The organism is Marinicauda salina (genome assembly GCF_003122085.1).
Classification (GTDB): domain Bacteria; phylum Pseudomonadota; class Alphaproteobacteria; order Caulobacterales; family Maricaulaceae; genus Maricicauda_A; species Maricicauda_A salina.
In genome coordinates this window covers 449,473-461,814 of sequence record NZ_QEXV01000003.1, presented here as the reverse complement: position 1 = coordinate 461,814, position 12,342 = coordinate 449,473, and the positions used below count along the sequence as shown (strand labels likewise).

Sequence of the window (12,342 nt, the reverse complement as noted above, 5' to 3'; positions counted from 1 at the left end):
AATCCACGGCGAGCTGGGGACAGACGGCGCCGCTCGATTGACTCGATCGGTTTGCTGGATATTCTCCGCCCCGCTCTTACCGGGGGGTGAGGTCAGGAGACGGGCTCATGAGCGTCACGGATTCCGAGATCGAACTGCCGGACGGCTATCGTCCGAGCGAGGACGAGGAATTCATGAACGCGCGCCAGAAGGAATATTTCCGGCGCAAGCTCATGGCCTGGAAGGACGAGATCCTTCGCGAGAGCCGCAGCACGATCTCCAACCTCCAGGAAGATCTCGGGACGCTGCCCGATCTCGCCGACCGCGCGTCCACCGAGACCGATCGCTCGCTCGAGCTGCGCGCCCGCGATCGCCAGCGCAAGCTGATCGCCAAGATCGAGGCCGCCCTGCGCCGGATCGAGGCGGGCGAGTACGGCTATTGCGAGGAGACCGGCGAGCCGATCTCGCTGGCGCGTCTCGAGGCCCGCCCGGTCGCGACGCTCAGCCTCGAAGCCCAGGAACGCCACGAGCGTTCCGAGCGCGTCCACCGCGACGACTGACCGGGCCGCTCAGGCGGCCTTCGCGAATTCCTCGGCGTCCTCCCAGCGTTCGAACGCGCGCGCGTCGAGCCCGCCTTCCTGCATGAGCTTCGTCATGTAGAGCGCGTGCATCATGTTGCCCTGGCCGTAGACATAGGCGACGCGGATGCGCCGTCCGGCCAGGCCGCCGACGAAGATGTGCGCGACGGCGGCGAACTCCTCCAGCGTGTGGCCCAGCACGCACTCGCGATAGTCCATGATCAGCCCGTCGCGCTCCTCGCGCACGAGCCGCTCGACCAGCGTGCGAGCGTTGGCTTCGCTTTCGACGTAGACGTTGGAGCCGATCAGGCGGACGCAAAACACGTTCGCGTCGGGAAGCTCCGATCGCTCGATTTCCAGTTCGGACATGGGCGCAACCTGACTGCCGGCGCCGCTAGAAGGGCCAGAGGATGTTGTAGACCTCCTGGCCGATCGGCGGGCGCTGCATCTCGGAAATATGCCCGCGGCCGCCGTAGGAAATGCGCGCCTCGGCGATCTGCTGATGGCTGATCGTGTTGTCGGAGTCGATGTCCTCCGGCCGGACGATCCCGGAGATGAGCAGTTCGCGCACCTCGTTGTTGATGCGCACTTCCTGGCGGCCGTGGATCAGCATGTTCCCGTTCCACAGCACGTCGACGACGATCGCCGCCGCCGACAGCTCGATGGTCTCCGAACGGTTCACGGAGCCCGCGCCCTGGGTCGACGAGTTCGATCCGAAATTCGTCAGCGAGGCCGGGTTCACCGCGTCGTTGAAGAAGTTGTCGAGCGCGGCCTCGCCGCCGAGGAAATTGGTGAGGTTCGAATCCTCGGCCGTGCTCCGCGAACGCGCGGTCTGGTTGGAGACCTGGGCGCGGTCCTCGATATCGATGCGCACCGTCAGGATGTCGCCGATGGCCGAGGCGCGCGGATCGCCGAAGAAGCTGCGGGCGTTGTCGCGCCAGAGCGAGTTCGGGTTGGCGGGGCGCTCGCGCTCCATCGCCAGAGTTTCGAGCTGGGCGAGCCGGTCCTGCGACGGGCGAAGCGGCGCATGGCGTCGGTCGTTGTTTCCGAGCGCGGTCTCGTTGTCGATCGGCGAAAGCGGCGGCGGCTGGCCGACATAGGACAGGCGATCCGTCGCCGCGCAGGCGCTCAGCGCGGCCGAGGCCAGCAGGCAGGCGGCGAACCGGGAAGGGCGGACGATCATGGAAAGCTCCTGTCCGTTCAGAATGCGGCGTTGGCGCCCACGCGCGCCCGACCGGGCGCCTCGACGACGGCCTCGATCGTGCGGTTGGACTGCAGGTTCATGAAGCGGGCGGGTTCGCCGAGGGGGGCGTCCTCGAGCGCGCGCGCCCGCGCGGTCAGCGTGAGATTGGCGACCTGGTAGACCAGCGCGACGGTCTCGCCGCGGGCGATGGCGGCCGGCTGCGAGAGGTCGTAGCCGCGCAGGGCCTCGCCGGCGCGCAGCGAACGGCGCGCCTCCATGCCGGCCATCGCGTCGGCCTCCAGCACGGCGTCCGACCGGATCCGGTCGGCGGGCAGGCGGATCCACTCGATGTCGGCCTCGGCGATCACCTCGCCGCGCGCGTAGGGTCGGGCGAGCACGGGCACGTCGACGACGGTCTCGGCGCGACCGGAGACGGTGACGGGTTCGGCGTCGGGCCAGGGCGCGATCTCGGCGCGGAACAGGCCGGCCCGGGAATCCGTGTCGAGGCTGACCAGCTCCGGCGCACCGGCCGAATCCACCGGCGCGTACAGTGCGAGATTGCGGTTGGACAGCTCCACCTCGTGGGCCCGGCCGGTCTCGGCGTAGAGCGCGGTCGCGATCAGCTCGCGGATCTCCGCGGCCCCGACGGCCCGGCCGGCGCGCTCGACGGTGACGCGCTGGACGCCTGCGCCGTTGGCCCAGTCGAGCCCGGCGCCGGCGGCCTCTCGGCGGACATAGTCGGGATCGAGCGAGAGGCGTTCGCCCGGCGCCGGGGCGCGGGCGATCATCGTCGCGCCCGCCTCGCCGGCGTTCTCGAAGATGTCCGACAGCGTGATGACGTGATCGTCGCTGACGAGGCGCTCCTTGAGCACGACCGTGCGCGGCGCCGCGTCGTCGGCGAGCGCCGGCGCCGCCGCCGTTGCGGCGAGAACGATGAGACAGGCGAGCAAGCGGGCCATGGATCAGCGCCTCAGCGGAGATTGGAGGAGGTGGCGAGCATCTCGTCGGCGGCGGTGATCACGCGGGCGTTCATCTCGTAGGCGCGCTGGGCCTGGATGAGCGCGGTGATCTCGGCGACGGCGTCGACGTTGGAGTTTTCGACGAAACCCTGGCGGACGACGCCGAAGCCCGGCTGTCCCGGCGTGCCGACATTGGGCGCGCCCGAGCCGGCGGTCTCGATGTAGAGATTGCCGCCCCGGGCCTCGAGACCGGCCTGGTTGGGGAAGGTGACCAGCTCCAGCTGGCCGACGACCTGCGGGTCGGGATCGCCGTCGAGCAGCACCTCGACCTGGCCCTGCTCGTTGATCTCCACCTCGCGCGCCTCGTCCGGGATGGCGACGCCCGGCATCACCAGGTAGCCGCTGGCGGTGACGAGCTGGCCGTCGGGCCCCTTCGAGAAATTGCCGGCGCGGGTATAGGCGTCGGAGCCGTCGGGCAGCTGGATCCGGAAATAGCCGTTGCCGGACACGGCGACGTCGAAATCGTTGCCCGTCTGGGTGAGGTTGCCCTGCTCGGTGATGCGGTAGACCGAGCCGGCCTCGACGCCGAGGCCCACCTGCACGCCGGTCGGCACGATCGTGCCGGCGTCGGAGGAGTTGGCGCCGACCTGCTGGATGTTCTGGTAGAGCAGGTCCTCGAACTCGGCGCGCTGCCGCTGGAAGGCGGTCGTGTTCATGTTGGCGAGGTTGTGGGAGATCACCTCGACATTGAGCTGCTGGGCTTCCATCCCGGTGGCGGCGGTGGACAAGGCGCGCATGGCTTACCCTTTCTGAGAGGCCTACGGCCGGCCCAGGCGTTCGATCGCCTGGCGGCTGAGCTCTTCGGTTTGCTGGATCATTTTCGTCACCGACTGGTAGGCGCCGGAAACCTCGATCATCCGGGTGATCTCGGAGATCGCGCTGACATTGGAACTCTCGGTGTAACCCTGTCGGACCACCGCGGCCGCCGCCGGGGCGGGCTCGGCGTTCTCCGGCGCCGAGAAGCGGTTCTGACCGCGCTTCTCCAGCGCGCCGCGATTGTCGAATTCGACGACGCCGACGCGTCCAAGCGCCACGCCGTCCTGGGTGATCGCGCCTTCCTCGGAGATCGTCACCGGTCCGGCGGCGGGGTCGATGAGTATCGGCTGGCCGGCTTCGTCGAGCACGCGCGCGCCGTCGGCGGCGACGAGTTCGCCCTCGGGGCTAATCGTGAAGCGCCCGTCGCGGGTGTAGCGCTCGCCGGCGTCGGTCTCGAGCGTGAAGAAGCCGTCGCCCTGGATGGCGAGGTCGAGCGGCCGTCCGGTATGGTCGAGCGCGCCCTGGGCGAAATCCCGGCCCAGCCCCCACTCGTCGGCGAAGTGAAGCTGCGACGGGCCGTCGGCGTGCCGGGCGCGGTTCGTGCCGTTGGCTTCGAGCAGCACGCGCTCGGCCTTGAAACCGGCGGTCGAGGCGTTGGCGACATTGTTGGCGGTGACGTCGACGGCCCGCCGCAGCGTGATCTGGCGGGAGAGGCCGACCATCAGGGCGTTATCCATCGCGGGCGTCCTTTCTGACGTTCCAGTCTTCGCGCCGCCGTTCGAGCGGCTTCGCCGGCCGTCGTCGCAATGGGCGTGCCAAGGTTAATATTGATTGTTTTCAGTAACTTGCAGAGAGGTGGTTCTCGGCAGGATCCGCCGGCCCGGGAAAGCCTGCATCGCAGGTGGGAAAAAATTGCCTGCAAACCGGGGTTTCCAAACGGATCGTTAACCGCCGGACGCGTTAATCGCGAACGGGTAAGCAGTTGCGAACACGGTTGGCTTCATGGCCGAAGACGCTGAAGACGAACTCGAGGCGGAAGACCGCGAAGAGGGCGAAGAGGACGGCGAGGAGTCCGGCGAGAAGAAGAAGGGCGGGCTGAAGAAGCTCATCCTCTTCGTCGGTCTGCCCGTGGTCATCCTCGCGCTCGCCGGGACGGCGGGCGCGCTGTTCCTGCTCGGCGGCGGCGAGGAGACGGAGGTCGCCTCGGCCGGCGACGGGCACGCGGGCGACGAGGAGGAGGCCGCCGGCGCGCAATCCGACATCCCGCCCTACACGTTCGACGGCCCGCTCCTGACGAACATCGTCACCGGGGACGGCCGGACCGCCATGCTGAGCATGGAGGTCGCCATCGTGGTCGAGGACGAGTCGCTCTACGACACCCTCGACGCGCACATGGAGGCGGTTCTTGATCAGTACACGGGGTTCCTGCGCGAGCTGCGTCCAGAGGATCTCGAGGGCTCGGCGGGCTGGCACCGGCTCAAGCTGGAGCTGCTTCGACGCACGAATCTCGCCATTGCACCCGAAGAGGTGGACGACGTGCTGATCACCAACCTCGCGGTCCAGCAATAGCGGATGTCCCTGCGATGAGCGACGAAATCGATCAGGATGCGCTGGCGGCGGAATGGGAGGCCGCCGCCGCCGAAGACCAGCCCGACTTCGATTCCATCGACGCCGGCGACGGCGGCGACGAGCTCGCCTCGGAATGGGAGGCGATGGTCGGCGGCGAGGGCGAAACCTTCCTGCCGCAGGGCGGCTCGCAGGGCGCCGAGCGCATTCTCAACCAGGACGAGATCGACTCGCTCCTGGGCTTCTCGGTGTCCGACGATGACGGCGGCGAGCGCTCGGGCATACGCGCGATCATCAACTCCGCGCTGGTCTCCTACGAGCGCCTGCCGATGCTCGAGATCGTCTTCGACCGGCTGGTCCGGCTGATGACGACGAGCCTGCGCAATTTCACCTCCGACAATGTCGAGGTGAGCCTGGACAACATCTCCTCGATCCGCTTCGGCGACTATCTCAACTCGATCCCGCTTCCGGCGATCCTGGCGGTGTTCCGCGCCGAACAGCTCGACAATTACGGCCTGCTCACCGTCGATTCGAACCTGATCTACTCGATCGTCGACGTGCTGCTGGGCGGGCGGCGCGGCACCTCGGCCATGCGCATCGAGGGCCGGCCCTACACCACGATCGAGCGCACGCTGGTCCAGCGGATGATCGAGGTCGTGCTCGCCGACGCCAAGCAGGCCTTCGAGCCGCTCACCGAGGTCGACTTCACGCTGGACCGGGTCGAGACGAACCCGCGCTTCGCCGCGATCGCCCGGCCGGCGAACGCCGCCATTCTCGTCAAGCTACGGATCGACATGGAGGATCGCGGCGGCCGGATCGAGCTGATGCTGCCCTACGCGACGCTGGAGCCGATCCGGAAGATGCTGCTCCAGCAGTTCATGGGCGAGAAGTTCGGCCGCGACAACATCTGGGAGAGCCACCTGGCGACCGAGCTGTGGTCGACCAAGATGGAGGTCTCCGCCGTCATGGACGACATGCAGAAGCCGCTCGGCGAGGTGATGAACCTCAAGGTCGGCGACACGCTGATGCTCGACACCGGGGCCGACGGACCGGTCGAGCTTCGCTGCGGCTCGGTGGTGCTCACCCGCGGGCGGATGGGGCGCATCGGCCACCATGTCGGCGTCCGTCTCGACGCGCCGCTGACCGCGGCGGCGCGCAAGGCGCTCACGAGGTTCACATGAGTATGGCCGTCCTCGCCTTCGAGGGGCTCGTCGCCCTTCTCCTGCTCGGCGCGCTGGTGATGTGCTGGCGGGTCGATCGACGTTTGCGCGCGCTGCGCTCCGGCCAGGACGGGCTGCGCGACACGATCGCCCAGCTCAATGACGCCGTGGATCGCGCCCGCGCCAGTCTCGCCGCGCTGGACCGCGCCGCGAAGGAGCATGGCGGCGAACTCGAGACGCGGGTCGAGGAGGCGCGCCAGCTCAGCCAGGAGCTCCGCTTCCTCAATGACGGCGCCGAAGCCCGCGCCGAGCGCCTGTCGCGCGCGCCGCGGCGATCGCGTTCCGCGCCGGCCGCCGAGCGGCGGTCCGAGGTCGCCGCCGAAGACGGCGAACGCGGGCTGACCGACACGCTGAAGACGCTGCGATGAGGGACGTCCCGTCATGACCGCCGTTCGCCCGCTCGCCCTCATCGCCGTCGTCCTCGCCGGGCTGTTCGTGCTGAAGGCCCTCGCCATCCTCGACGGCGCGACGCAGCTGTTCGGCGCGACCGCCTTCGCCGCCGAGGAGGAGGACGAGACCGGGCAGGCCGAACAGGAGAATGAAGCCTCCGCCGAGGCCGCCGGCGACGACCCGGCGGCCGAACCCGACGCCGCCGCTGCGCCGCAGTCGGGCAATTCGCTGCCCCCGCGCAACGAGCCGCGGACCTCGACCGAGCTGGACCTGCTCGAGCGTCTCGCCGAGCGCCGCCGGGCCCTGGACGCCCGCGAGGCCGAGCTCGACACCCGCGAGGGGCTGATCACCGTCGCCGAGCAGCGCGTCGAGGAGCGCATCGCCGAGCTGCAGGCCCTGGAGGCGGACGTCCGCGCGATCATGAACGAGCTCGAGGCCGACCGCGCCGAGCAGATCGACGCCATCGTCAATGTCTACAGCGCGCTCGAGCCGGACGCGGCCGCGGCCATCATGGAGCAGATGTACGAGAACGACCGCGAGACGTTGCTGCTCGTCGCCGAGCAGCTGCAGCGCACAAGCGCCCGCGGCTTCGCGGCCGTCATGGGGGAGATGCGTCCGGATTTCGCCGCGCGGCTGACGTCAATGCTGCACGCCCGCGCGGCGCCGCCGGAGACGGTGGCCGACATGGAGGCCCGTCTTGAAGCCGCGGGCGAATGAGCGGCTCCTGGCGGGTCTGACCGCCGCGCTGCTGGGGCTGGTCGCGGCCAGCGCGCAGGCCCAGGCGCCGGCGCGCTTCGAGGTCGACCAGCGCGGCGAGACGCTGCGCCTGCAGGTCATCTACCCCGAGGACGCCGGCGGCGACCTGTCCGCAGACGCGCGCATCGCGGCCGGCTCGGTTCTGATCGCGGAATTCTCCGAACCGCTCGACGGCGAGGTCCGCCGCCTCGTGGAGGCGGCGCCGGAGACGCTCGCCATGGCGCGGCTCGATCCGGACGGAGAGACTCTGCGGCTCGCGCTCAACGCCGCGCTCGAACCGCGCGTGTCGGTCTCGCACAACATCGTCGCCATCGATCTGGCGCCGCCCGGCGCCGAGCCGCTGCCCGACATCGTGTCTCCCTATGAAGAGGCGCAGGAGCGCGCCCGCGAGCGCCGCGCGGAGGAAGCCCGCCGCGCCGCCGAAGCCGCCCGTCTCGCCGAACTCGGCCCGGTGTTGCCTGTCGAGGTCAATACGGGCGAGGCGTCGGAATACACGCGCATCGAATTCGTCTGGCCGGAGGCCGTCAGCTACGCCCTGTCGCGCGACGGCGACACGGCGCGGCTGGAGTTCTCCCGGCGCGGCGAGGCCGACCTCGCCGTCCTGCGCGTCGACCCGCCCCGCCTGGTCGAGGGCGTGGAGATCGACGAAGCCCGCGAGCGCTTCACGCTCGAGTTCGACCTCGCCTCCGGCGCCGAGGCGCGCGCCTGGGCCGACGGCGACCGGCGGGTCGTGTTCGACGTCGCCGATCCCGACGCGACCGGGACCGCGGAGGCGCTTCAGGCGCTCGCCGCCTACGCCGAGACCGTTCAGGCGCGGTCCGAGCCGGCCGCGGACGCAAGCCCGCCGGAGGCGGAAACCGCCGAGGCGAGCGAGCCCGACGCGGAGGGCGAGGGCGGCGCCGAAGCCGAAGCCGCGATCGACGAGGCGCCCGCCGAATCCGAGCGCCCGGATCCGACGCCCGAAAACGGCGTCGTGGTCGTCGAGACCCGCGTCGACGGCCGCGACGTCGCGCTCACATTCGACTGGGCCGCCCGACCCGGCGCGGCTGTCTTCCGCCGCGGTCAGGCGCTCTGGATCGTGTTCGACGCGGCCGCCGAGCTGGACGTTTCCGAGCTGAACGAGGCCGGCCGGCGTCACATCCGCGGCTTCGACGCCGTGTCCGGGGAGGGGCATGCGGCGCTGCGCATCGAGGCCCCGGACTCGACCCAGGCCGATGTGCGCGGCGCCGGGGCGGCGTGGATCGTCACCCTCACCGATGCGTTGGACGAGCCGCCGCGCCCGGCGCAGGTGAGCCGCATCACGCGTTTCAACGAACCCGCCGCGATCGAGATCGGGCTGCCCGGCGCGCGCAGCGTGGTCTCGCTCGACGATCCCGTGGTCGGCGATCGGCTGCTGGTGCTGACCGCCGACGGCGAGACGCGCGGGGTGATCGCCGAGCGGCGCTTCCTCGAGGCCCTGTTCCTGCCGTCGGCGCACGGCGTGGCGCTGAAGCCCGCCGCCGACGATCTGCAGCTCTCCGTCGAGGAGGATGGCGCGCGGCTGACGCGGCCGGGCGGGCTGCTCCTGTCCCGGTCCGCGGCCCCGACGCTGACCGCCGCGGCGGCGGAGCCGGCCTCGCCGGGCTTTCTCGACCTGGAGGCCTGGCGCGGCGGCGGCCCGTTCCCCGAGCGCGAGCGCGCGATGGTCCGCCGCGCCGAATCGCAGCGCGCCGCCCCGCTCATGGCGCTGGCCCGGTTCTATCTCGGCTGGGGGCTCGCGCCCGAGGCGCTCGGCGCGATCGACCTGGCCGTCGAGGATCGACCGCAGCTTGCCGACGAGCCGCGTACCCGGGCGATGCGCGGCGCGGCCAGCGTGATGATGGAGCGCTACGACGAGGCGGAGACCTTCTTCGCCGATCCGAGGCTGCGCCAGGACGCCGCCGCCCAGTCCTGGCGCGGGCTCGCCGCCGCCGAACGCGGCGACTGGGCGGAGGCGCGCCGCCGCTTCGCCGCCGGCGAGGAGACGCTGGCCCACTTCGACCCGGTCTGGCGGGCGCGGATCATCGGCGCCAGCGCGCGCGCCGCCGTCGAGACCAACGCGCTGGGCGCCGCCGAGCAATTGCTTCGCCTGCTGGAAACCCAGGAGCCGGACGCGCGCACGCGCGCCGAGGCGCGATTCACGGAAGGGAAGCTCGCCGCCGCGCTGGGCCGGACCGACCAGGCGCTCGAGATCTTCGCGGATCTCGCGGACTCCGACTGGGCGCCGATCCAGGCGCCGGCGATCCTCGAGAAGACGCGCCTCGAGATCGAGACCGGCCGGATCACGACGGAGGAAGGCGTCGACGCCCTGGAGGGGCTGCGTTACCGCTGGCGAGGCGACGAGACCGAGCTCGAGGCGACCCGCCTGCTGGCCAATCTTCACGCCGAGGCGGGCCGCTACGAGGACGCGCTCGCGCTGATGGAGACGGCGCGGAACCGGTTCGAGGGGCGGCGCGAAACCCGGCGCATCGGGCGCGATATGGACGCGCTGTTCCGCCGGCTCTACCTCGAGGACGAGGCCGACCGCCTGCCCCCGCTGGAGGCGCTCGCGCTCTGGTACGACTACCAGTATCTCACGCCTCAGGGCTCTGAGGGCCGGCGCATGGTCCGGCGCATCGCCGACCGCCTCGTCGCCGTCGACCTGCTCGACCCGGCCGCCGAGCTCCTGGCCCACCAGGTGTTCGAGCCGAGAGTGACGATCACCCCGCAGGCGCGCGCCTCGGTCGCGGCCGATCTCTCGGTGATCTACCTGATGGCCGACCGGCCCGAGGACGCGCTGCGCGCGATCCGCAGCACGCGCGTCGCCGGCCTCGGTGAGGAGCTGGTCGCCGAGCGGCGCCTGCTGGAGGCCCGTGCGCTGGCCGAACTCGGCCGCGGCGAGCACGCGCTCGAACTCATCCAGACTGACCGGTCCGAGCCCGCGCGTCGGCTGCGCGCCGACGTCGCCTGGCGGGCGAGGCGCTGGGACGACGCCGGCCGCCGCATCGAGGCCCTGCTCGCCGATCGCTGGCGCGAGGACGCGCCGCTCGAGCCTTACGAGGCCCAGGATGTGCTGCGCGCGATGATCGCCTACGCGCTGGCCGACGATCGCGAGGCGATGGACCGCGTCCGCGGGCGCTACGGCGCGGCGATGGCGGAGACCCGCCACGCCTCGGCGTTCTCGCTTGTCGCGGAGCAAGCCGTCCGCGCCGGCGACGCCCGGCTGGCCGACATGGTCTCGACGCTGGCCGACATCGAGGGCGTGGACGCCTTCATGGCCGGCTTCGCCCAGCGCTTCGACGGCCCGCGCGACCCGGAGAGCTGATATCAATCGTTCAAGCGTTCAGTAAGGTACGAAATGCCTGAAATTGTAATAAATATAACATTGAAAAATATTGACATCCCCATAAACAGGAGAAAACTATTTATGTAATATAAGGTTGGGGTTGGGATAGCTAGGACACAAACGCCTTTCATTGCTTCAAATAGGGAAATAATTATAAAAAACAATATTGTCATCCACGCCAGATATCCAAACATGTATGATATATATGATCTCCTATTTAGGTATTTTCTTTTAGATTCGTCCGCTTTATTATCCCATTCGTAAAGAAAAATTTTCGAGCCAATTGGCTGCTCATTTAGCTTCGGATTATCAAATGACGCTACAGCGGCGAGAGCCGCAAGAAAAAAGGCAGCAAACAATTGAAATAGATCCGATATAGCCGAGAAGATTCCCGACGGTCCGATTAGGCGCGGTTTATCCGGCAGCAATAAATAGATTATTGCAGTCACAGCGCCTAACGTAGCAGGGTAAACCCACTCAACGAATAGCTTAGATGATAGAAGTGGCGCGTCATCTTCAATTATTAGAAGATAGCGTGCAGGGCGCGTAATTTGTCGGATGAAGCGCATCACCATCGTCCATTTTTGATGATGTTCTGCATCTTTTGTTCGATTTCGTCATGAATTGAATCAAAGCATGAGGTGCTCAGTGGTTTTGCGAAACCATCGATAATTACTTTTCTCGTATACAGTATTTCATTTGCCTCAAATTTTTCACGTGCGATGCGCGGTGAGCTTGTAGTGTCCCCCGGGAGGTCGCGGAGATGAACTTGAATATCGTCATATGCGTCGACGCCCGCTACTTTTCGAAGGGCTTTTACAATCTGGTCTTTAGTGGCATTTTCCTTCACGTCTAATGTCAGCCTCTTGCTCTTGGCTGCGAACTCCTTGGGTAGATCGGGTCCATTATAGGACGTGGCGCGCTCAATGAGGTCAACGCTCGACACAGTCCCCTCTTTAATATCCTGAATTAGGTCTGCAGATAGTTGAGCATCGACGCGGAAGCGTGGTTGATAAGCACGCGTTTCGTACCTCCCCCGCTTAACCTTCATCTGATAGGTATATTTGGGATTGTCGGAGGCCTCTTCCCTCATGATGTGATTAATAAATCTGGCAATGAGGCCGCGATTTATGCCTGTTGCTTGTTCAAGAACGGCACGGTACTGCCCGGTTGGAGTCGGGGATAATGACAAGATGAGATGAGCTGAGCGGCCTGGAGCCTGTTTCCGTCCGACCGGGACGGTCTCTGACTTGCGCTCACCGACGTTGATTAACGCTGGGTCCGCCTCATTGGGATCGGCGCGGTGAAATAGAAACGTATGAAGCCCACGATCCTCATCTAGGCGTTGATCGCGAATGTATACGACATTTCTGTCGTCTGTGATCTCTTCTTCCGGCTCCAGGATGTTGTCGTCTTTGTCGATGTGTGCCCAAGCGAAATGCTTCTCATGCATTTCGGACAGAATGGCGCAAATTTCGGCCATTTCGACGCTCGGCACATCCCGACCTCGGGGGTGGGTGGTTGCTCGAAGAAGGAGCTGGTACACGCCGCG

General features: G+C 67.8%; 13 protein-coding genes. 6 read left to right on the top strand and 7 right to left on the bottom strand.

The annotated features are described in order from the left end of the window. Positions 1 to 107 precede the first annotated feature (107 nt). Positions 108 to 539 carry an RNA polymerase-binding protein DksA gene (dksA, locus tag DDZ18_RS07755; protein ID WP_109252788.1) on the top strand — a complete coding sequence of 144 codons (432 nt, stop codon included), beginning with the start codon at positions 108 to 110 and terminating at the stop codon, positions 537 to 539. Between the two features lie 9 nt (positions 540 to 548). Here the strand turns inward: dksA and DDZ18_RS07750 are convergent, their stop codons facing one another. The 5 genes from DDZ18_RS07750 to flgF are packed head-to-tail and all read right to left on the bottom strand — an operon-like array spanning position 549 to position 4,252. Continuing rightward, positions 549 to 926: a hypothetical protein gene (locus DDZ18_RS07750; protein ID WP_109252787.1), complete on the bottom strand. Its 378-nt coding sequence runs from the start codon at positions 924 to 926 to the stop codon at positions 549 to 551. A gap of 25 nt (positions 927 to 951) precedes the next feature. Next, positions 952 to 1,740, bottom strand: a complete 789-nt coding sequence (gene flgH / locus DDZ18_RS07745) for a flagellar basal body L-ring protein FlgH (RefSeq protein ID WP_109252786.1) — start codon at positions 1,738 to 1,740, stop codon at positions 952 to 954. A gap of 17 nt (positions 1,741 to 1,757) precedes the next feature. Next, a complete protein-coding gene (flgA, locus tag DDZ18_RS07740; protein ID WP_109252785.1) occupies positions 1,758 to 2,699 on the bottom strand; it encodes a flagellar basal body P-ring formation chaperone FlgA in 942 nt (313 codons plus the stop codon). A gap of 11 nt (positions 2,700 to 2,710) precedes the next feature. Then, complete coding sequence (gene flgG, locus DDZ18_RS07735) at positions 2,711 to 3,496, bottom strand: flagellar basal-body rod protein FlgG (protein ID WP_109252784.1); 786 nt, start codon at positions 3,494 to 3,496, stop codon at positions 2,711 to 2,713. A 21-nt stretch (positions 3,497 to 3,517) separates the two neighbouring features. Further along, entirely contained in the window at positions 3,518 to 4,252 is a 735-nt protein-coding gene (flgF, locus tag DDZ18_RS07730) for a flagellar basal-body rod protein FlgF (RefSeq protein ID WP_109252783.1), read from the bottom strand. A 265-nt stretch (positions 4,253 to 4,517) separates the two neighbouring features. Between flgF and DDZ18_RS07725 the strand changes: the two genes are divergently transcribed. The 5 genes from DDZ18_RS07725 to DDZ18_RS07705 are packed head-to-tail and all read left to right on the top strand — an operon-like array spanning position 4,518 to position 10,769. Next, entirely contained in the window at positions 4,518 to 5,084 is a 567-nt protein-coding gene (locus DDZ18_RS07725) for a flagellar basal body-associated FliL family protein (protein WP_109252782.1), read from the top strand. 14 nt (positions 5,085 to 5,098) lie between these two features. Continuing rightward, positions 5,099 to 6,262 (top strand): flagellar motor switch protein FliM, encoded by a 1,164-nt coding sequence (fliM, locus tag DDZ18_RS07720; protein ID WP_109252781.1) that lies wholly within the window; start codon positions 5,099 to 5,101, stop codon positions 6,260 to 6,262. After that, positions 6,259 to 6,669 (top strand): DUF6468 domain-containing protein, encoded by a 411-nt coding sequence (locus DDZ18_RS07715; protein ID WP_146190632.1) that lies wholly within the window; start codon positions 6,259 to 6,261, stop codon positions 6,667 to 6,669. The genes fliM and DDZ18_RS07715 overlap by 4 nt, the downstream gene beginning before the upstream one ends. Before the next feature lie 13 nt (positions 6,670 to 6,682). Beyond that, entirely contained in the window at positions 6,683 to 7,408 is a 726-nt protein-coding gene (locus DDZ18_RS07710; RefSeq protein ID WP_109252779.1) for a MotE family protein, read from the top strand. Then, on the top strand, positions 7,389 to 10,769 hold the full coding sequence (locus DDZ18_RS07705; RefSeq protein WP_109252778.1) for a hypothetical protein: 3,381 nt from the start codon (positions 7,389 to 7,391) through the stop codon (positions 10,767 to 10,769). The genes DDZ18_RS07710 and DDZ18_RS07705 overlap by 20 nt, the downstream gene beginning before the upstream one ends. Before the next feature lie 2 nt (positions 10,770 to 10,771). On the opposite strand, the gene DDZ18_RS13730 is transcribed toward DDZ18_RS07705, so the two are convergent. Then, positions 10,772 to 11,365 (bottom strand): hypothetical protein, encoded by a 594-nt coding sequence (locus DDZ18_RS13730; RefSeq protein WP_146190631.1) that lies wholly within the window; start codon positions 11,363 to 11,365, stop codon positions 10,772 to 10,774. Further along, complete coding sequence (locus DDZ18_RS13725) at positions 11,359 to 12,336, bottom strand: hypothetical protein (protein ID WP_146190630.1); 978 nt, start codon at positions 12,334 to 12,336, stop codon at positions 11,359 to 11,361. Before DDZ18_RS13725 ends, DDZ18_RS13730 begins: the two co-directional genes overlap by 7 nt. Positions 12,337 to 12,342: the final 6 nt, after the last annotated feature.